This window comes from Pseudomonas sp. MOIL14HWK12:I1, assembly GCF_000510705.1.
In the GTDB taxonomy this organism is placed as follows: Bacteria; Pseudomonadota; Gammaproteobacteria; order Pseudomonadales; family Pseudomonadaceae; genus Chryseomonas; species Chryseomonas oryzihabitans.
Genome location: NZ_AZNY01000006.1, coordinates 472,184 through 491,434 on the forward strand (window position 1 = coordinate 472,184; position 19,251 = coordinate 491,434).

21 protein-coding genes are annotated in these 19,251 nt (G+C 70.1%); 20 read left to right on the forward strand and 1 reads right to left on the reverse strand.

Annotated features, from left to right (window positions below; all coding sequences use genetic code 11):
* The first annotated feature begins 103 nt into the window (after positions 1-103).
* Positions 104-511: a hypothetical protein gene (locus PSEK12I1_RS0106220; protein ID WP_027601006.1), complete on the forward strand. Its 408-nt coding sequence runs from the start codon at positions 104-106 to the stop codon at positions 509-511.
* A gap of 31 nt (positions 512-542) precedes the next feature.
* On the opposite strand, the gene PSEK12I1_RS0106225 is transcribed toward PSEK12I1_RS0106220, so the two are convergent.
* Positions 543-1,433: a LysR substrate-binding domain-containing protein gene (locus PSEK12I1_RS0106225; protein WP_027601007.1), complete on the reverse strand. Its 891-nt coding sequence runs from the start codon at positions 1,431-1,433 to the stop codon at positions 543-545.
* A 107-nt stretch (positions 1,434-1,540) separates the two neighbouring features.
* On the opposite strand from PSEK12I1_RS0106225, the gene PSEK12I1_RS0106230 reads away from it, so the two are divergent.
* From PSEK12I1_RS0106230 to PSEK12I1_RS0106325, 19 genes are all read left to right on the forward strand, one after another.
* On the forward strand, positions 1,541-2,818 hold the full coding sequence (locus PSEK12I1_RS0106230) for an MFS transporter (RefSeq protein ID WP_027601008.1): 1,278 nt from the start codon (positions 1,541-1,543) through the stop codon (positions 2,816-2,818).
* Positions 2,819-3,185: 367 nt separating this feature from the next.
* Positions 3,186-3,908, forward strand: coding sequence for a beta-ketoacyl synthase chain length factor (locus tag PSEK12I1_RS0106240; RefSeq protein ID WP_027601009.1), 723 nt, complete (start codon positions 3,186-3,188; stop codon positions 3,906-3,908).
* Positions 3,905-4,672, forward strand: a complete 768-nt coding sequence (locus tag PSEK12I1_RS0106245) for a 1-acyl-sn-glycerol-3-phosphate acyltransferase (RefSeq protein WP_027601010.1) — start codon at positions 3,905-3,907, stop codon at positions 4,670-4,672. Before PSEK12I1_RS0106240 ends, PSEK12I1_RS0106245 begins: the two co-directional genes overlap by 4 nt.
* Complete coding sequence (locus PSEK12I1_RS0106250) at positions 4,665-4,925, forward strand: phosphopantetheine-binding protein (protein WP_027599970.1); 261 nt, start codon at positions 4,665-4,667, stop codon at positions 4,923-4,925. The genes PSEK12I1_RS0106245 and PSEK12I1_RS0106250 overlap by 8 nt, the downstream gene beginning before the upstream one ends.
* Positions 4,926-4,935: 10 nt before the next feature.
* Positions 4,936-5,190 carry an acyl carrier protein gene (locus PSEK12I1_RS0106255; protein ID WP_027599969.1) on the forward strand — a complete coding sequence of 85 codons (255 nt, stop codon included), beginning with the start codon at positions 4,936-4,938 and terminating at the stop codon, positions 5,188-5,190.
* Between the two features lie 10 nt (positions 5,191-5,200).
* On the forward strand, positions 5,201-5,773 hold the full coding sequence (locus tag PSEK12I1_RS0106260) for a membrane protein (RefSeq protein ID WP_037006759.1): 573 nt from the start codon (positions 5,201-5,203) through the stop codon (positions 5,771-5,773).
* The gene (locus PSEK12I1_RS0106265; RefSeq protein WP_027601012.1) at positions 5,770-7,416 is read left to right on the forward strand and encodes an AMP-binding protein; all 1,647 of its coding nucleotides are present in this window, start codon (positions 5,770-5,772) and stop codon (positions 7,414-7,416) included. Before PSEK12I1_RS0106260 ends, PSEK12I1_RS0106265 begins: the two co-directional genes overlap by 4 nt.
* On the forward strand, positions 7,413-8,150 hold the full coding sequence (locus PSEK12I1_RS0106270) for a glycosyltransferase family 2 protein (protein WP_027601013.1): 738 nt from the start codon (positions 7,413-7,415) through the stop codon (positions 8,148-8,150). The genes PSEK12I1_RS0106265 and PSEK12I1_RS0106270 overlap by 4 nt, the downstream gene beginning before the upstream one ends.
* A complete protein-coding gene (locus PSEK12I1_RS0106275) occupies positions 8,147-9,067 on the forward strand; it encodes a glycosyl transferase (protein ID WP_027601014.1) in 921 nt (306 codons plus the stop codon). Before PSEK12I1_RS0106270 ends, PSEK12I1_RS0106275 begins: the two co-directional genes overlap by 4 nt.
* On the forward strand, positions 9,057-10,583 hold the full coding sequence (gene hutH, locus PSEK12I1_RS0106280) for a histidine ammonia-lyase (protein ID WP_027601015.1): 1,527 nt from the start codon (positions 9,057-9,059) through the stop codon (positions 10,581-10,583). The genes PSEK12I1_RS0106275 and hutH overlap by 11 nt, the downstream gene beginning before the upstream one ends.
* Positions 10,576-11,010 (forward strand): thioesterase family protein, encoded by a 435-nt coding sequence (locus tag PSEK12I1_RS0106285; protein WP_027599963.1) that lies wholly within the window; start codon positions 10,576-10,578, stop codon positions 11,008-11,010. The genes hutH and PSEK12I1_RS0106285 overlap by 8 nt, the downstream gene beginning before the upstream one ends.
* Positions 10,998-11,582, forward strand: a complete 585-nt coding sequence (locus PSEK12I1_RS0106290) for an outer membrane lipoprotein carrier protein LolA (protein WP_027599962.1) — start codon at positions 10,998-11,000, stop codon at positions 11,580-11,582. The genes PSEK12I1_RS0106285 and PSEK12I1_RS0106290 overlap by 13 nt, the downstream gene beginning before the upstream one ends.
* Complete coding sequence (locus PSEK12I1_RS0106295) at positions 11,579-13,903, forward strand: MMPL family transporter (RefSeq protein WP_027601016.1); 2,325 nt, start codon at positions 11,579-11,581, stop codon at positions 13,901-13,903. Before PSEK12I1_RS0106290 ends, PSEK12I1_RS0106295 begins: the two co-directional genes overlap by 4 nt.
* Positions 13,896-15,143 carry an NAD(P)/FAD-dependent oxidoreductase gene (locus PSEK12I1_RS0106300; RefSeq protein ID WP_027601017.1) on the forward strand — a complete coding sequence of 416 codons (1,248 nt, stop codon included), beginning with the start codon at positions 13,896-13,898 and terminating at the stop codon, positions 15,141-15,143. Before PSEK12I1_RS0106295 ends, PSEK12I1_RS0106300 begins: the two co-directional genes overlap by 8 nt.
* Positions 15,140-15,640 (forward strand): hypothetical protein, encoded by a 501-nt coding sequence (locus PSEK12I1_RS0106305; protein ID WP_027601018.1) that lies wholly within the window; start codon positions 15,140-15,142, stop codon positions 15,638-15,640. Before PSEK12I1_RS0106300 ends, PSEK12I1_RS0106305 begins: the two co-directional genes overlap by 4 nt.
* Positions 15,637-16,821: a beta-ketoacyl-[acyl-carrier-protein] synthase family protein gene (locus PSEK12I1_RS0106310; RefSeq protein WP_027601019.1), complete on the forward strand. Its 1,185-nt coding sequence runs from the start codon at positions 15,637-15,639 to the stop codon at positions 16,819-16,821. Before PSEK12I1_RS0106305 ends, PSEK12I1_RS0106310 begins: the two co-directional genes overlap by 4 nt.
* A complete protein-coding gene (locus PSEK12I1_RS0106315) occupies positions 16,818-17,267 on the forward strand; it encodes a hotdog family protein (protein WP_007161062.1) in 450 nt (149 codons plus the stop codon). Before PSEK12I1_RS0106310 ends, PSEK12I1_RS0106315 begins: the two co-directional genes overlap by 4 nt.
* Positions 17,264-18,001: a 3-oxoacyl-ACP reductase FabG gene (fabG, locus tag PSEK12I1_RS0106320; protein WP_027601020.1), complete on the forward strand. Its 738-nt coding sequence runs from the start codon at positions 17,264-17,266 to the stop codon at positions 17,999-18,001. The genes PSEK12I1_RS0106315 and fabG overlap by 4 nt, the downstream gene beginning before the upstream one ends.
* Complete coding sequence (locus PSEK12I1_RS0106325) at positions 18,001-19,233, forward strand: beta-ketoacyl-ACP synthase (protein WP_027601021.1); 1,233 nt, start codon at positions 18,001-18,003, stop codon at positions 19,231-19,233. The genes fabG and PSEK12I1_RS0106325 overlap by 1 nt, the downstream gene beginning before the upstream one ends.
* The last annotated feature ends 18 nt before the right edge of the window (positions 19,234-19,251 follow it).

Sequence of the window (19,251 nt, forward strand, 5' to 3'; positions counted from 1 at the left end):
GGTGAGGGCAAACCCAAGCGTCTGAATTTGGACAAGGCACCAGGAACCGCTGCAATCTTCCTGCTCTATCCTCACCTCCTGACCAGCAACCGGAGGCCAAGCCGTGCGCAAGATCATCCAGATTCAGGTACTGCCTGCCGATGCGGAATCGGCGTCCAACCGGCTTTGCGCTCTTTGCGACGACGGTTCGCTGTGGTTGTGGGCTTCTCAGGCCGCCGACGGCTGGCAACCGCTGCCGCCGATCCCTGCTGCTTTTCCCGATGCGGTCGCCGATACGGTCAACAAACCCGCCCAGGCGGGCGCCCGGTGGACAGCCGAAGACGACACCCAACTCGCGCAACTCTGGTACGAGGCCCAACTGGATGTCGCCCGTATCGCCGCACAGGTCCAGCGCAGCGAGGGCGCCATCGTGTCGCGGCTGGTCAAACTCGACTTCTTCGCCTCGAGCGAAGACGCCCGTGCCGCCAATCGCCTGCGCCGCAAGACGCCGGCCGACTCGACATCGGACTAGGGCGAGCAAAGCGCCTGGTCGGGCAAGGCCGCTACTGGGCTGCGCTCATCAACAACCCCACAAACGCCTGCGCCTGCGGCGACACCTCGTCCCGGCGCCTGAGCAACCACACCGCCGAGGTCGCCTCGGGATCGTCCAGCTCGCGATACACCAGCCCTTCCATTTGGGTGCGCTGATAGGTGGCGGGTAGCACGGTGACGCCGAGGCCGGCGGCGACCAGGCCGAGGATGATGAGGACTTCGCTGGCCTCCTGGACGATGCGCGGGGTGAAGCCGGCGCGGGCGGCGAGGCTGTGGAGCTGCTGGTAGAGACCGGTGCCGAAGCTGCGCGGGAAGTAGACGAAGGGCTCGGCGGCGAGCGCGGCCAGGGGCAGCGGGCCGCTGCCCTGCTGCGCCAGGGGATGGTCGTGGCGCAGGGCGACCACCAGGGGTTCGCGGAAGAGTTCGACCGCTACCAGGCTGTCGGGCAATTCGATGGGGCGGATCAGGCCGATCTGCAGGTTGCCGGCGAGCATGGCGTCGATCTGCTCGCGACTGCTCATCTCCTGCAATTGCAGCCGTACCTCGGGATAGGCGCGGCGGTAGGCGAACAGCGTCTTGGGAATGGTGGCGACGAAGGGCGAGGAGGCGCTGAAGCCCACCTGCAATTGCCCCGTCTCGCCGCGGCCGGCGCGACGGACCCGTTCGGCGGCGCGCTCGCTGGCCAGGAGGATCTGCCGGGCCTCGTCGAGAAACAGCCGGCCGGCCTCGGTCAGGGCGACGCGTCGGTTGGTGCGTTCCAGCAGGCGGGTGCCCAGTTCGCTTTCCAGGGCCTGGATCTGCTGGCTGAGCGGTGGCTGGGAGATGTTCAGGCGCTCGGCGGCGCGGCCGAAGTGCAGCTCTTCAGCCACCGCCACGAAGTACCTCAGGTGGCGCAATTCCATACGTCTTCCATTGAGTCGTAGAACCTATCAATCGAGACGGACAATATATTGGATATATGGCAGCCACCAGCCTAGGGTGGTGAGATCAGACCTGTCCTGAGGTACCCGTGAACACGTCCCGGTCGTCCGCCACGCCATCCACCCCCACCTTGGCCACCCTGCCCGCCGCCAACGAAGCCCACCACGAACCGGACGTCTTCATCGAGAAGGGCACGCCGCAGTTCCTGCGCACCGCCCTGGCGCTGTTCTGCGGCGGCTTCGCCACCTTCGCCCTGCTCTATTGCGTGCAGCCGCTGATGCCGATCTTTTCCCAGGCCTTCGGCCTCACCGCCGCGGCCAGCAGTCTGTCGCTGTCCCTGGCCACCGGCCTCATGGCCTGCGGCCTGCTGGTGACCGGGCCGATCTCCGATGCCATCGGGCGCAAGTCGGTGATGGTCTATGCGCTGTTCGCCGCGGGCGCCTTCACCCTGCTCAGCGCCCTGATGCCCACCTGGGACGGCATCCTGGTGACCCGTGCGCTGGTCGGGCTGTCGCTGGCCGGGGTGGCGGCGGTGGCCATGACCTACCTGGCCGAGGAGGTGCACCCCGAGCACCTGGGCTATGCCATGGGCCTCTATATCAGTGGCAATGCCCTGGGCGGGATGTCCGGCCGGGTGATCAGCGGTGTCATGGTGGACTTCGTCTCCTGGCGCATCGCCCTCGGCGCCCTGGGGGTGCTGGCCCTGGTGGCGGCGCTGCTGTTCAAGCGCAGCCTGCCGGCGTCGAAACGCTTCCAGCCACGGCCGCTGCGACCGCGTAGCCTGCTCGCCGGCTATGCCCTGCACTTTCGCGACGCCGGCCTGCCCTGGCTGTTCCTGGAGGCCTTCCTGCTGATGGGCGCCTTCGTCACCCTGTTCAACTACATCGCCTATCGCCTGCTGGCCGAGCCCTATCATCTCAGCCAGGCCTGGATCGGCGTCCTCTCGCTGGTCTATCTCGCCGGTATCTACAGCTCGGCCAAGTTCGGCAGCCTGGCCGATCGCTTCGGTCGGCGACAGGTGTTCGCCGCCGCCATCGTGCTCAAGCTCTGCGGCCTGCTGCTGACCCTGTTCACCCCGCTGTGGCTGGTGCTGCCGGGGATGCTGCTGTTCACCTTCGGCTTCTTCGGCGCCCACTCGGTGGCCAGCAGCTGGGTGGGTCGGCGGGCGCGCCAGGCGCGAGGCCAGGCGTCGTCGCTCTATCTGTTCAGCTACTACGCCGGTTCCAGCGTGGCCGGGACCCTGGGCGGCTTCTGCTGGCACCTGGGTGGCTGGACCGGGGTCGGCCTGTTCATCGGCGCCCTGCTGCTGGCGGCCCTGGCCGTGGCGATTCGGCTATCGCGATTGCAGCCGCTGCCGGCGGCCTGATCGCGGGCCGCGGCGGCTCCAGGCAGGAGGAAATTCCTCTGGAGCCGCCGGGAAGGCCATGATCGCGATAACCTTCAGCGACAGCTTCGCCTTTACCTTCATTCCTGTCCCGCAAATCGGGGTTGGCGCTGCCGCTCGTCGCACGGAGCGGCGTTTCACTCCCTGAAAAGGGGCTCTCTACCTCCCGCCACGCTAGCCTGTCTCTGGCTTGGCGGCGCGACTGTCACCTCTTCGCAAAGTTCAGACAAATGTTTGCCTAGGGTGGGAGCCGCTTGGATAATGCGCGCCGAACGCTGCAATACCCTGCTCATCAGGGATAGATGAAACGGCAAGCACGTAAGGCTCCGGGGTAGATTCGGCTGTGAACATGCACTTCCAGATTAGCGATTGGCGCGCCTGGGCACCTGGTCTTGGCGACCAGGACGCCTGGCGGCAGTGGTGCGCCGCGCCCTGGCGTCCGGCGGACGACGGCAGCCAGCCCGATGCCAGCTTCCTGCCGGCCATGCAGCGGCGCCGCCTGAGCCGGCTGGCGCGCATGACCTTCCAGGTGGCCTGGCCGCTGGCCGACGCCCATGGCGAGCCGCTGCCGCTGATCTTCGCCTCGCGCCATGGCGAGACCCCGCGCACCCTGGCCATCCTCCAGGAACTGGCCCGCGGCGAGCCGCTCTCGCCGACTCAGTTCAGCCTCTCGGTGCACAACGCCATCATCGGCCAGTGGTCGATCCTGCGCGGCGACCACAGCGAGATGAACGCCCTGGCCACCGGTCGCGACGGCCTCGAACACGCCGTGCTGGAGGCCTGCACCCTGCTCGCCGAGGGTGCCAGCGGGGTGCTGGTGGTGATCGCCGAGGAGGCCCCGCCGACCCTCTATGCCCCCCAGATCGACGACGTCCCCTTTCCCTATGCCGTGGGCCTGCTGCTGACCCCGGGCGGCAGCCATGGCCTGAGCGGCGCGCCGGCGCCGGCGGAGGCCGCGCCCAGCGCCTGGCCCCATGCCCTGGAGTTGCTGCGCCTGCTGGAAGCGCCTGGCGCCCTGCACCTCGCCTATGCCGGGCGCGCCTGGCACTGGCAGGCGGAGGCCCGCGGATGAGCGGCCGCCTGGACTACGGCTACCGCCTGCTGGCCACGGGGCTCAACTTCGTGGTGTTCGGCTGCGGCGCCCTGGTCTTTCGCCTGCTGATCCTGCCGCTCCTGCTGGCGCTGCCGGGCGATCCCCTGCGCCGCCGCCAGCGCGCGCGGCGGGCCAATGCCCGGCTGTTCCGCTTCTTCGTCGCCTTCATGGTGCTGACCCGGGTGATGAATCTGCGCATCCAGGGCCGCGAGCGCCTGGGGCGTCCGGGCCAGCTGATCATCGCCAACCACCCCTCGCTGATCGACGTGGTGGTGCTCATCGGCCTGGTGCCCGACGCCAATTGCGTGGTCAAGCAGGGCCTCTGGCAGAACCCCTATCTCAAGCGGCAGATCCAGGCCGCCGGCTACATCAGCAACAACGGCAGCGCCGAGATGCTCGACGAAGCCGCCGACGCCCTGCGCGACGGCCAGACGCTGATCATCTTTCCCGAAGGCACTCGCACCACCCCCGGCGAGCCGCCGCGCTTCCATCGCGGCGCCGCGGCCATCGCCCTGCGCGGCGCCCGCTGCATCACCCCGGTAGTCATCCGGGTGGTGCCCAGCACCCTGACCAAGGCCACGCCCTGGTATCGCATCCCCTCCCGGCGCTTCGACTTCCAGCTGGACGTCGGCGCCGACATCGATCCCTCCACCTTCGCCGGGCGGCCATTGCCGCTGGCGTCGCGTGAACTCAACGACCAGCTACACCAGCTCTACCTGAAGGAAACCGGCAACCATGACTGATCTCAATCTCGAGCTCAAAGGCCTGATCATCGAGGCACTCGGCCTCGAGGACGTCACCGTCGACGACATCGGCGACGACCAGATCCTGTTCGGCGACGGCCTGGGTCTGGATTCGGTGGACGCTCTGGAGCTGGGCCTGGCGATCCAGAAGCGCTACGGCATCCGCATCGACGCCGAAGCCAAGGACACCCGCACCCATTTCGCCAGCGTCAACGCCCTTGCGGCCTTTGTCGCCGCCCAGCGCGCCGCCTGAGGAGATCGCCATGCAAAGCCGTGAAGCCATCTTCGAGACCCTGCGCAGCGCCCTGGTCGAACTCTTCGAACTGGAGCCCGAGCGGGTGACCCTGGAGGCCAACCTCTACGAGGACCTGGAGATCGACAGCATCGACGCCGTCGACCTGATCGACCACCTGCGCCGCCAGACCGGCCACAAGATCGCCGCCGAGCAATTCCGCCAGGTGCGCACCGTGGGCGACGTGGTCGAGGCCGTCCATCGCATCAGCCAGGCGGACGCCTGATCCGCCGCTTATGAGTGCCCTGCCTTCCCGCTCTCCCCTGGGCCTGGTCGCCAGTGCCCTGCTGCTCCTGCTCGGCCTGGCCTATCCCTTCGCCGTCTACTTCGGCCTGCAGCACCTCTCGCCGCGCCTCTTCGCCGCCGGCCTCGGCGCCCTCTGGGGCCTGCGCCTGCTGCAACCCGGTCTCAACGGCCTGCAGCGCGGCACCGCCCTGGTCGCCCTGTGCTTCTGCCTGCTGCTGGCCCTGAGCGACGCCGCCGTCCTGCTGCGCTGGTATCCGGTGCTGCTCAGCCTCTTCCTGCTGGCGGTGTTCGGCCTGAGCCTGCTGCGCGGCCAGCCGCTGATCGAGCGCCTGGCGCGGCTGCGCGAACCCGAGTTGCCGCCGCGCGCGGTGCGCTATACCCGCCGGGTGACCCAGGTCTGGTGCCTGTTCTTCCTGTTCAATGCCGCGACCGCTGCGGCCCTGGCGCTGTGGGCGCCGCTGGCCTGGTGGACGCTCTATACCGGCGTCATCGCCTATGGCCTGATGGGCCTGCTGTTCGCCGGCGAATGGCTGGTCCGCCAGCGCGTGCGGAGGCTGCCATGACCTTTACCCCCCTCGCCGAATTGCTCGCGCCCGCGAGTCCTCTGGACCTTACGCTCAGGCAGCGCGCCCTGCGGCTGGCGGCCGCCTTCCAGAACGCCGGTCTCAGGCGCCTGGCCTTGCACCTGGACGATGCCGAAGACCTGGCCTGCGCCCTGCTCGGCGCCTGGCGCGCCGGGGTCGAGGTCGTCCTGCCGGCGGATGCCCAGCCCGCCACCCGCGCGCGCCTGGCGCCGACGCTCGATGCCTGGCTCGACGACCTCGACGGCTGGACCGCGGCCGAACCCCTGACGCCCGCCCGGCTCGATTTGCAGGCGCCGCTGCTGACCCTGAGCACCTCGGGCTCCAGCGGTGAACCCAAACTCATCGCCAAGCAGCTGTTCCAGCTGGCCAACGAGGTCGCCGCCCTGGAGCGCCTCTGGGGCGCGTCCCTTGGCGCGACGACCGTCCTTGGCAGCGTCTCCACCCAGCACATCTATGGCCTGCTGTTTCGCGTGCTCTGGCCGCTCTGCGCCGGGCGGCCCTTCGCCCGCCAGGCGCTGCCCTTCACCGAGGAATTGCAGCGCGAGACCGCCGCCCTGTCGCGCCAGGGTCGGCGCGCGGTGTGGATCAGCAGCCCGGCATTGCTCAAGCGTCTGGGCGAGAATCTCGACGATGCCGTCCTCGGCCAGGTGGTGCAGGTATTCTCTTCTGGCGGCGTGCTGCCAGGCGCGGCCGCCAAGGCCTGTCAGCAACGCTTCGGTCGTTATCCCACAGAAGTCTATGGCAGCTCCGAGACCGGCGGCATCGCCTGGCGGAGAGGGCCGCAACCCTGGCAGGCCTTTGCCGACATCGAGCTGGGCCAGGATGCCGAGGGCGCCCTCTGGCTGACCTCGCCCTACCTGCCCCCGGGCATGCGCGAGCAGACCATGGACGACGTGCGCCTGCTGGGCGACGGCCGCTTCGAGTTGCTCGGCCGCCTGGATCGCATCGTCAAGCTGGAAGAAAAACGCATCGCCCTGCCAGCCCTAGAAGCACGGCTGCTCGGCCATCCCGCCATCGCCGATGTCCGCCTGGGCGTGGTGCAGCAGGGGCGCGCCCTGCTCGGCGCCCTGGTGGCCCTGAGCGAGCGCGGCCTGCACCAGCTGCGCAACGGCGGTCGCCGCGCCCTGGTGGCCGAGCTGCGCGAACACCTGATCGGCCATTGCGAGGCCATCGCCCTGCCGCGCCGCTGGCGCCTGCTGCTGGCGCTGCCCTACAGCGCCCAGGGCAAGCTGGCCCAGGCCGAGGTGGAGCGGCTGCTGGCCCAGCCCCGGCCGGTGGAGATCGAGCCCCTCAGTGTCGAGCAGACCGCAGATGGCTGGCGGCTGGAGCTGGAAGTCGCCCCGGACCTGGCGTTCTTTTCCGGCCACTTCCCCACGGCGCCGGTGGTACCCGGGGTGGTCCAGGTGGGCTGGGCCCAGCGCCTGGCGCGCCAGCACCTGGATCTACCGGCGGACTTCGCCGGCATGGAGGTGCTGAAATTCCAGCAGCTGCTGCGCCCCGGCGATCGGGTGACCCTGACCTTCCACTTCGACGCCAGCCGCAACAAGTTGCACTTCGCCTTTCGCCAGGGCACGGCGGCCTGCTCGTCCGGGCGCATCCTGCTCAAGGAGGCGCGGTCTTGAGCTTTCGTGCCTGCGCGGTGATCCCGGTGTTCGACCACGAGCACGCCCTGCCGCTGGTGGTCCAGGCGCTGCGCCAGCGCGCCCTGCCCTGCGTGCTGGTGGACGACGCCTCCAGCCCCGCCTGCGCACAGGTGATGGACGAACTGGCCACGCAACCCGACATCCACCTGCTGCGCCTGCCGGTCAACCAGGGCAAGGGCGGCGCGGTGATGGCCGGCCTCGCCGAGGCGCAGCGCCTGGGCTTCAGCCATGCCCTGCAGGTGGACGCCGACGGCCAGCACGACCTGGCCGACGTGGCCGCCTTTCTCGCCGAGGCCCAGGCTTATCCAGACGCGCTGATCTGCGGCTATCCGCAATTCGACGACTCGGTGCCCAAGGGCCGGCTCTATGCCCGCTACCTCACCCATGTCTGGGTCTGGATCAACAGCCTGTCGCTGGAGATCCGCGACAGCATGTGCGGCTTTCGCGTCTATCCGCTGGCACCGACCCTGGCGGTGATCCGCGCCGGCGGCCTGGGCAAGCGCATGGATTTCGACCCGGAGATCCTGGTGCGTCTGGCCTGGCGCGAGCAGCCCATGCGCTGGCGTCCGACCCGGGTGCACTATCCGCTGGATGGCCGCTCGCACTTTCGCCTCTGGCAGGACAACGTACTGATCTCGCGCATGCACACCCGGCTGTTCTTCGGCATGCTGCTACGCGCGCCGCGCCTGCTCTGGCGCCGGGTGCGCGGATGAGCGGCCACTGGGCGCAGCAGCGCGAGCGCGGCAGCCCCGTGCTGATGCGCCTCACCGCCTGGCTGGCGCGGCATCTGGGCCGCCGCGCCATCGCCCCGCTGCTGCGGTTGATCGTGCTGTACTTCTTTCTGTTCGGCGCCCGCGCCCGCCGTGGCATCCGCGAGTACCAGCAGCGCCTGGCCGACTGGAGCGGTCGTCCCGAGCTGCAGCCCAGCTGGCGCAGCGGCTATGCCCAGTTCATGGCCTTCGCCGAAGCCCTGCTGGACAAGCTCGATGCCTGGAACGGCCGTCTCGGCCTGGATCAGGTGCAGTTGCACGACCCGGATCAGGTGCACAGCCGCATGCACGGGCCGCGCGGCGAGATCCTGGTCACCGCCCACTTGGGCAACCTCGAAGTCTGTCGCGCCCTGGCCCAGCTGGGGCGGCGGGTACGCCTCAACGTGCTGGTGCACACCCGCCATGCCGAAGCCTTCAATCGCCTGCTGGAAGAAGCCGGCGCCAGCGACCTGCGGCTGATCCAAGTCAGCGAACTGGACCCGGCGGTGATGCTGCAGCTGAGCGAGCGCCTGGAGCGCGGCGAATGGCTGGCCATCGCCGGCGACCGGGTGCCACTGCACGGCGGGCGCACCGTGGCGGTGGATTTTCTCGGCGCCCCGGCGCCCTTCCCCCAGGGACCCTGGCTGCTGGCCCACCTGCTGCGCTGCCCGACCAACCTGCTGTTCTGCCTGCGCGAAGCCGACGGCTACCACCTCTACCTGGAAGACTTCGCCCCGGCGCCAAGCTGGCGCCGCCAGGAGCGCGCCGCCGGCATCCAGGGCCTGGCCCAGGCCTATGCCGAGCGCCTCGCCGCCCATTGCCTCAAGGCGCCGCGGCAGTGGTTCAACTTCTATCCCTTCTGGAGTCGCGATGAACGCTAGTGTTCGCTTTGGTAGCCAGGCCCTCGCCCTCGAAGAGCTGGTGGCCCTGGCCGAGGGCCGGGCCCGGGCCGACCTGCAGGACGATGCGGCCTTTCGCGACGGCATCGCCCGCGGCGCGCGCTTCGTCGAGTCGCTGCTGGCCCGCGAGGGCTCGGTCTACGGCATCACCACCGGCTATGGGGATTCCTGCGTGGTCGCCGTGCCCCTCGCCCAGGTCGCGGCGTTGCCACGCCAGCTCTATACCTTCCACGGCTGCGGCCTGGGTCGTCACCTGGACCCGGCGGCGACCCGCGCGGTGCTGGCGGCGCGGCTGCAGTCGCTGTGCCAGGGCGTCTCCGGGGTGCGCGTCGAATTGCTCGAACGCCTCACCGCCTTCTTGCGCGAAGACATCCTGCCGCTGATCCCCGAAGAGGGTTCGGTGGGCGCCAGTGGCGATCTAACCCCGCTGTCCTATGTCGCCGCCGCTCTCTGCGGCGAGCGTCAGGTGCTCTGGCGCAACGAAATACGGGACGCCGCCGAGGTCCACGCCGAACTGGGCTGGACGCCCCTGGTGCTCCGGCCCAAGGAAGCCCTGGCACTGATGAACGGTACCGCGGTGATGACCGGCCTGGCCTGCCTGGCCTTCGCCCGCGCCGAGTACCTGCTGCGCCTGGCCACCCGCATCACTGCCCTCAACGTGGTGGCCCTGGCCGGCAATCCCGAGCACTTCGACCAGCGCCTGTTTGCCGCCAAGCCCCATCCGGGCCAGGGCCAGGTCGCCGCCTGGCTGCGCGCGGACCTGGCCGCCGAAGGCCCGGCCGCGCCGCTGCACCGCCTGCAGGACAGGTATTCGCTGCGCTGCGCGCCCCATGTGCTGGGGGTGCTGGCCGACAGCCTGCCCTGGCTGCGCCAGTTCATCGAGACCGAACTCAACAGCGCCAACGACAATCCGCTGATCGACGCCGAGGACGAGCGGGTGCTGCACGGCGGCCACTTCTATGGCGGCCACATCGCCTGCGCCATGGACAGCCTCAAGACCCTGGTGGCCAACGTCGCCGACCTGCTCGACCGCCAGCTCGCCCTGCTGGTGGACGCGCGCTACAACCACGGCCTGCCGGGCAATCTCTCCGGCGCACCGGCCGAACGCGCCATGCTCAACCACGGCTTCAAGGCGGTGCAGATCGGCGCCAGCGCCTGGACCGCCGAGGCGCTCAAGGGCACCCTGCCGGCCAGCGTCTTTTCCCGCTCCACCGAATGCCACAACCAGGACAAGGTCAGCATGGGCACCATCGCCGCCCGCGACGCCCTGCGCGTGCTGGAGCTCACCGAGCAGGTGGCCGCCGCCACCCTGCTGGCTGCCCAGCAGGGCGTCTGGCTCAGGCGCCAGCAGGGCACGGAGCCGCCCGCACCGCTGGCCGCCATGCACCGCGACCTGGGCGAGACCTTTGCGCCGCTGATCGAAGACCGCGCCCTGGAGGCCGAATTGCGCCAGACCCTGACCCTGATCCGCGCCCGCCACTGGAGGCTCTATGCGTAAGACCGGTGCCCTGCAGGTCGAGGTGGAGATGCAGATCCCCTTCTTCGACGTCGACATGATGGAAATCGCCTGGCACGGCCATTACGTCAAATACCTGGAAGTGGCGCGCTGCGCCCTGCTCGACCGCCTGGGCCACAACTACCTGCAGATGCGCGAATCCGGCTATGGCTGGCCGGTGATCGACCTGCAGATCCGCTACATCCGTCCCCTGCTGTTCCAGCAGCGCGTGCGGGTCAAGGCCGATCTGGTGGAGTGGGAGAACCGCCTCAAGCTCAACTACCTGATCAGCGATGCCGCCACCGGCGAGCGCCTGACCCGCGCCAGCACCGTGCAGGTGGCCGTGGACATGGCCAGCCGCGAGATGCAGCTGGCTTCGCCCAGGGTCTTCATCGACGCCGTGGAGAGGGCCCTGGCATGCGCACGCTGATCGCTCTGCTGCTCATCCTCGCCGCCCCCCTGGCCCAGGCCTTCGATCTCGACGACCTGGCCACCCAGCTGGCACGGCCGGCCGCGGTCGCGGGCAGCTTCGTCCAGCAACGCTATCTGCGCGCCCTGCCGCAGCCGCTCACCAGCAGCGGCCACTTCACCCTGGCCCGCGGCCTGGGCCTGCTCTGGCGGCTGGAAAAGCCGCTGACCCAGACCTATCGCATCACCCCTGGCGCCATCGCCAAAGAGACCCCCGCCGGCTGGACGCCGCTGCCCGGCAGCGACCTGGCCGCGCGCCAGAGTGCGCTGTTCCTCGCAGTGCTCGGCGGCGATCGCAGCGGCCTGGAGCGCGACTTCGAACTGGCCCTGAGCGGTGACGCCCGCCACTGGCAACTGCGCCTGACCCCGCGCGGCGCCCTGCTCAAGCAGGTGTTCGACGGTATCCTCATCCAGGGTGGTGAGCTGGTGGAGCAGGTGGAGATCCGCGAGACCCAGGGCGATCGCAGCCTGCTCAGGCTCGACGGCCAGGCCCGCGACGCCCTCTCCGCCGACCAGCGCGCGGCCTTCCAGTGATCCGCCTGCAGCGCCCCTTCCTGCTGTTCCTCTTCGCCCTGCTGGCGCTCAGCGCCTGGCAGTGGCGGCACGGTCCGCCGGTGGCAGCCGATCTGCTGGCGCTGCTGCCCCAGGGCGCCGGTGATGCCCTGACCCTGCAAGCCGAGGCGCGCATGGCCGAGCCGCTCAATCGCGAGGTGCTGCTGCTGGTGGGCCATCCCCAGCGCGAGCGACTGCCGGCCCTGGCCGAGCGCCTGGGCCAGGCCTGGTCGCGGGAGCCACTGTTCGAAAGGGTGCAGTGGCAACTCACCCCTGACCTGCCCGGCCTGCGCCAGCAACTCCTGGCCAGTCGCCTGGCGCTGGCACCGGGGCAGGCGCGCGACGAGCTGATCAAGACGCCCGACACCTATCTGCAAGCACGCGCCGCGGCCCTCTTCGAGCCCTTCGCTGGCGCCGGCGCCCTACCACTGGAGCAGGACTGGCTCGGCCTCGGCCTGCTGCTGCAGCGCCAGCTCACCCCGGCCAGCAAGGTGCAATTCGATGCTGGCAGCGGCCTGCTGCTGACCCAGGGCGACGGCCTGAGCTGGGCGCTGATCCGTGCCCGCACCCGCGCCGATGCCTTCGACTTCGATGCCCCGCTGCGGGTGGAAGCCCTGATCGAGGCCGCGCGCCGCGAGGTGGTGGCCGACGGCGGTCAGTTGCTGGCCGCCAGCGGCCTGAGATACGCCGCCGCCGGCCAGGCCACCGCCAGTCGCGAGATGTCACTGATCGGTGGCCTCGCCACCTTCGGCACCCTGGCCCTGCTGCTGGGGCTGTTCCGGCGCTGGCGGGTGCTGCTCAGCCTCTTGGCGGTGGGCGTGGCCCTCTTGGCCGGCAGCGCCGCCTGCGTGCTGCTGTTCGGCCAGATCAACGCCCTCACCCTGATCCTCGGCGCCAGCCTTACCGGGGTGGCCGCCGATTATCCGCTGCACTATCTCAGCAAGAGCTGGAAGAGCGGTCCCTGGGACGCCACGGCCATCCTGCGCGAGACCCTGCCCGGTCTGTCCCTCAGCCTGGCCACCAACCTGCTCGGTTATCTGGCGCTGGCCTGCACGCCCTTTCCGGCGCTGACCCAGGTGGCGGTGTTTTCCGCCGCCGGCCTGATCGGCGCCTACCTCACCACCGTCTGCCTGCTGCCAGCCTGGTGGCAGCGCCTGGACCTGGCACCGCCCGCCGCGCCCCTGCGCGTCATGCAACGCCTGCTCGAGCTGCGCCTGCGCCTGCTGGCGCGCACCGGCAGCCTGCCGCTGCTCTTGGCCCTGCTGGCCTTTTGCGGCGCCGGTGTCTGGCAGCTGCACCTGCAGAACGACCTGCGCCTCTGGCTCGGCCAGGACCCGACATTGACCCGCGAAGCCCAGGCCATCGCCCGCCTCACCGGCCTGCAACCCACCAGCCAGTTCTTCCTGGTGCGTGGCGCCGATGCCGACCAGGTGCTGGAGCGCCAGACCGCCCTGGGCCAGCGCCTCGACGCCCTGGTCAGCGCCGGCCAGCTGCAGGGCTATCGCGCCCTCAGCGGTCTGCTCGCTCCCGCCGCGGCCCAGGCCGAATTGCGCCAGGCCCTGGCCGGTTGGGGCGAACGCCTGCAACCGCTGCTGGCCGTGGGTATCCCGGCGGAGGCGCTGGAGGCCGAGCTCAAGCAACTGCAGCAGCTGCCCGACCTGAACCTGGACCAGGCCCTGGCCGGCCCCCTGGGCGAACCCTGGCGACCGCTCTGGCTGGGCCGCACGACCGAGGGCGGCGCGGCCGGCCTGGTCAGTCTGCAAGGCCTGGGCAATGCCCAGGTGTTGCAGACAGTGGCCGCAGGCCTGCCCGGCGTGCAACTGGTGGATCGCCTGGGCGAATTGCGCGGACTGTTCGTCCACACCCAGCGCCTGGCGGTGGAACTCAAGCTGCTGGCCTCGGGCGCCATCTTCCTCCTGCTGCTCTGGGCCTTCGGCCGCCGCGCGGCGCTGCGCATCGTCTGCCTGCCGCTGCTGGCGGCCCTGGCGGCCCTGGCCTGCCTGGGCTGGCTGGGTCAGCCGCTGACCCTGTTCAGCCTCTTCGCCCTGCTGCTCATCACCGCCATCGGCGTGGACTACGCCATCCTCATGCACGAGGCCATCGGCGGCGCCGCGGTCAGTCTGCTCGGCGGCCTGCTGTCCGGCGTCGGCAGCTGGCTGTCCTTTGGCCTGCTGATGCTCAGCAGCACCCCGGCCATCGCCAACTTCGGCCTGGCCATCAGCCTGGGCCTGGTGTTCAGCTTTCTGCTGGCGCCCTGGGCCTCGCCCCCCGTCTCCCACGAAAAGGACCTTCGTCATGGTTGAACATCATCCCCTGATCGTCATCGGTGCCGGCCCGGCGGGCGCCGTGGTCGCCGCCCTGCTCAAGCGCCGCGGCCATCCGGTGCTGGTGCTGGAAGCCCAGCACTTTCCGCGCTTTTCCATCGGCGAGAGCCTGCTGTCCCACAGCCTGGACTTCGTCGAGGAAGCCGGGATGCTGCCCGCGGTCGAGGCCGCCGGCTTCCAGACCAAGATTGGCGCGGCCTTCGCCTGGGGCGAGCGCTACACCGATTTCGACTTCCGCGACACCTATAGCGGCGGCCGCAGCACCTTCCAGGTCCAGCGCGGCCCCTTCGACAAGATCCTGGCCGACGACGCCGCACGCCAAGGGGTTACGATCCGCTACGGTCAGCGCGTCACCGCCGTGACCCTGGGTGAAGATGGCGAAAGGACCCAACTCGAGGTGCAGGGCGACGACGGCCAGGCCTATGCGCTGACCACCGACTTCCTGCTCGACGCCAGCGGCTACGGCCGGGTGCTGCCCCGCCTGCTGGATCTGGAGGCGCCTTCGGACTTCCCCGTGCGCCGCGCCCTTTTCACCCATGTCGAGGATCGCATCGACGATCCCGGCTTCGACCGCCAGCGCATCCTCATCACCACCCATCCGACCCTGCGGGACGTCTGGTTCTGGACCATTCCCTTCAGCGACGGCCGCACCTCGATCGGGGTGGTCGCCGCCGCCGAGCGCTATGCCGGACGCGCCGCCGATCTCGCCACCTGTCTGCGCGACTGGGTGGCCGAGACCCCGAGCCTGGCCCGGGTGCTGCACAATGCGGTCTGGGATACGCCGGTGCGCGAACTGGGTGGCTACGCCGCCAACGTCAAGCGCCTGCACGGCCCCGGCTTCGCCCTGCTGGGCAACGCCGCCGAGTTTCTCGACCCGGTGTTTTCCTCGGGCGTGACCATCGCCCTGCGCTCGGCCAGCCTGGCCGCACCGCTGATGGATCGCCAGCTGCGCGGCGAGTCGGTGGACTGGGAGGCCGAATTCGCCCGGCCGCTCAAGGCGGGCGTCGATACGTTCCGTGCCTATGTGGAGGGCTGGTACGATGGCAGCTTCCAGGACGTCATCTATTTCGAACACGCCGATCCCGAGATCAAGCGCATGATCTGCGCCATTCTCGCCGGCTACGCCTGGGACGTTCGCAACCCCTTCGTCAAGGAGCCCCGGCGGCGCCTGCGCCTGCTCGTCGAGCTCTGTCAGCTGAATTCGGCCCATCCTGCATGACCCTGCCCCGTCCGTTCGTCTTCGCGCTGGCCTGCCTGCTGCTGCTCGCCGCCTGCGCCAGCCAGCCGCCGCTGCCCAGCAGTCCGCCGCCGCTGGCGCGTGCCCTGGTCTACCAGGTGGAGCGCCAGACCGCCGAGGGCAGCGACGCCCTGCTGCTGGCGATCCAGCCGGAAGGCGCCGCCCTGCGCTTTTCGCTGTTCGATCCCCTTGGCGTGCCCCAGGCGCGCCAGCAACTGATCGACGGCGCCTGGCACGCCGACGGCCTCCTGCCGCCCAATCCCCGGGCGCGCACCTTCTTCAGCGTGCTGCTGTTCGCCCTGACCCCGACCGACCGGTTGCCAAGCGCCTATGCCGCGGGCGACTGGCAGAGGGCCGCCGACGGCAGCCGCAGCCTCAAGGACTGGCAGGTGCGCTATCCCGCCGCCGACCGCCTGGAGCTGCAGGCGCCGGATGGGTCCAGCTATCGCCTGACGCTCTTGCCGGAGTCCGCGCCTTGAGCGCCTACCTGAATGCCCTGGGCCTGCTCTGCGCCCTGGGCCAGGGCAAGGCCGAGGTGGCCCGTGGCCTGTTCGCCGGTGATACGGCCGGCATGCAGCCCACCCCGGGCTGGATTCCCGAGCGCCAGCCGCCGGTGGGTACCGTCAGCGCCGCGCTGCCGGCCTGGCCAGCGGCCTGGACACCCTATTTCAGTCGCAACAACCAGCTGCTGCTGGCGGCCCTGACCGAGATCGAACCCCAGGTGCGCCAAGCCATCGAGCGCCACGGCCCGGCGCGTATCGGCGTGGTGCTGGGCACCAGCACCTCGGGCATCCACGAGGCCAGCCTGGGCATCGCCGTGCACCAGCGCAGCGGCCAGTTGCCCGAGGGCTATGAATACGCCCAGCAGGAACTGGTTGCGCCGGCGGACTTCCTCGCCCGCTACCTGGGCCTGAGCGGCCCCTGCTACGGCCTTTCCACCGCCTGCACCAGCAGCGCCCGCGCCCTGCTCAGCGCCCGGCGGCTGCTGGTCCAGGGCCATTGCGACGCCGTGCTCTGCGGCGGGGTCGACAGCCTCTGCGGCCTGACCCTGAACGGCTTCGCCGCCCTCGAAGCGGTCAGCGAATCGCTGTGCAATCCCTTCTCGGTCAATCGCTGCGGCATCAACATCGGCGAGGGGGCGGCGCTGTTCCTGCTGACCCGCGAACCCGGCCCCATCGCCCTGCTCGGCGGCGGCGCCAGTTCCGACGCCCACCATATCTCCGCCCCCGATCCCAGCGGGCGCGGCGCCGTCCAGGCCATGCAGGCGGCCCTGCGCGCCAGCGGCCTGCAACCGGGGGACATCGGCTATCTCAACCTGCACGGCACCGCTACCCCGCACAACGACGCCATGGAAAGCCAGGCCACCCACCAGGTGTTTCCGGCCGGGGTGCCCTGCTCCTCCACCAAGCCGCTGACCGGCCATACCCTTGGCGCCGCCGGCGCCCTGGAAGCCGCCTTCGCCTGGCTGACCCTGGACCCGCGGCTCAATCCCGCCGGCCAGTTGCCGCCGCAGCGCTGGGACGGCCAGGCCGATCCGGCCCTGCCACGGCTGGCGTTGACGGATGCCGACAGCCGGCTGGACGGTCGCCGCCACGCCATGAGCAACAGCTTTGCCTTTGGCGGCAGCAACGTCAGCCTCATCCTCGGAGCCACGCCATGATCCCCTGGACCCTCGCCGAGCTGGTGCCCCACGCCGGCGACATGCTGCTGATCGACGAGATCCTCGCGTGCGACGAGAGCGGCATCGAGACCCGCCTGGTGGTCAGGCCCGGCCTCTTCACCGATGCCGCGGGCGCCCTGCCGGCCTGGATCGGGGTGGAGCTGATGGCCCAGAGCGTGGCCGCCTTCGCCGGCTGCCAGGCGCGCCGTCGCGGCGAGGCCCCGGCCTTGGGCTTTCTGCTCGGCACCCGCCAGTTCGCCTGCGACGTGCCGGCCTTTCCCGCCGGTGGCGAATTGCGCATCCGCGCCCAGCCAGCGCTGGAAAACGACGATGGCATGGCCATCTTCGACTGCCACCTGCAGGGCCCTGGCTGCCAGGCCAGCGCCCGCCTGAACGTCTATCGTCCACCCCAGGTGGATCTGTATCTAGAGGAGCCCGCGCCATGAGCGTCGCCCCCGCTCCGGTCCTGGTGACCGGTTCCAGCCGCGGCCTGGGCCGCGCCATCGCCCTGCGCCTGGCCGCCGCCGGCCATGACCTGGTGCTGCACTGCCGCAGCCGCCGCGAGGAAGCCGAGGCCGTGCGCGCCGAGGTCGAGGCCCTGGGCCGCAGCGCCCGGGTGCTGCAATTCGACGTCGGCGACCGCGCCGCCTGCGCCGCCATCCTGGAGGCCGACACCGAGGCCTACGGCGGCTACTACGGGGTGGTCTGCAACGCCGGCCTGACCCGCGACGGCGCCTTTCCGGCGCTGACCGGCGAGGACTGGGATGTGGTCCTGCGCACCAACCTCGACGGCTTCTACAACGTGCTGCACCCGGTGGTCATGCCGATGATCCGCCGCCGCGCGCCGGGGCGCATCGTCTGCATCACCTCGGTCTCCGGGCTGATCGGCAATCGCGGCCAGGTCAACTACAGCGCCTCCAAGGCCGGCCTGATCGGCGCCGCCAAGGCCCTGGCCGTGGAGCTGGCCAAGCGCAAGATCACCGTCAATTGCGTGGCCCCGGGGCTGATCGACACCGAGATCCTCGACGAGCACGTGCCGGTGGAGAAGATCCTCGAGATGATCCCGGCCGGGCGCATGGGCACCCCCGAGGAGGTGGCCCACGCCGTGGCCTTTCTGCTCGCCCCCGAGTCCGGCTACATCACCCGCCAGGTGCTGGCGGTCAACGGAGGACTGTGCTGATGAGCGCGCGCCGCGTCGTGATCACCGGGATGGCCGGCGTCACCGCCCTGGGCAGTGACTGGCCGACCATCCGCGACCATTTCCTCGCCGGCCACAGCGGCATCCGCCGCATGGACGCCTGGGACCGCTACACCGAGATGAACACCCGCCTGGGCGGCCCCATCGTCGACTTCCAGGTGCCGGGCCACTGGACCCGCAAGCAGTTGCGGAGCATGGGGCGGGTGTCCCAGCTGGCGGTGGCCGCCGGCGAGCGCGCCCTGGCCGATGCCGGGCTGCTGGATGACCCGCGCATCACCGACGGCCGCATGGGCGTGGCCTGCGGCTCATCCACCGGCAGCACCGACGACATCAAGGCCCTGGCCAACATGCTGCTCAGCGACGCCGCGGTGGGCCTCAACGCCAACACCTATGTGCGCATGATGCCGCACACGGCGGCCGCCAACCTGAGTCTGTTCTTTGGTCTCAAAGGCCGCTTGATCCCCACCTCCAGCGCCTGCACCAGCGGCAGCCAAGGCATCGGCTACGCCTACGAGGCCATCAAGTTCGGGCGCCTGCCGCTGATGCTGGCCGGCGGCGCCGAAGAACTCTGTCCCAGCGAGGCCATGGTCTTCGACACCCTCTATGCCACCAGCCTGCGCAACGACGCCCCCCAGACCTCGCCGCGTCCCTACGACCGCAGTCGCGACGGCCTGGTGATCGGCGAAGGCGCCGGCATCCTGGTGCTGGAAGAACTGGAACACGCCCGGGCGCGGGGTGCGCACATCCATGCCGAGATCGTCGGCTTCGGCAGCAACGCCGACGGCCAGCACTCCACCCGCCCCGAGCAGGCCACCATGCAGCGCGCCATGGAGCTGGCCCTGGAAGACGCCGGCCTGACCCCGGACGCCATCGGCTACGTCAACGGCCACGGCACCGCCACCGAACAGGGCGACATCGCCGAGACCCGCGCCACCCAGGCGCTGTTCGGCGCCCGCATGCCCATCAGCTCGCAGAAGAGCTACCTGGGCCATACCCTGGGTGCCTGCGGCGCCCTGGAATCCTGGTTCAGCATCGCCATGATGAACGAGGAGCTGTTCGTGCCCACCCTCAACCTCGACGAACTGGATCCCCAGTGCGGCGAGCTGGACTATCTGCGTGGCGGGCCACGCGCGCTGCGCACGGACCATGTGATGAACAACAATTTCGCCTTTGGCGGGGTGAACACCTCGCTGATCTTCCGCCGCTGGTCCTGATGACCCTATCCCGAGGTA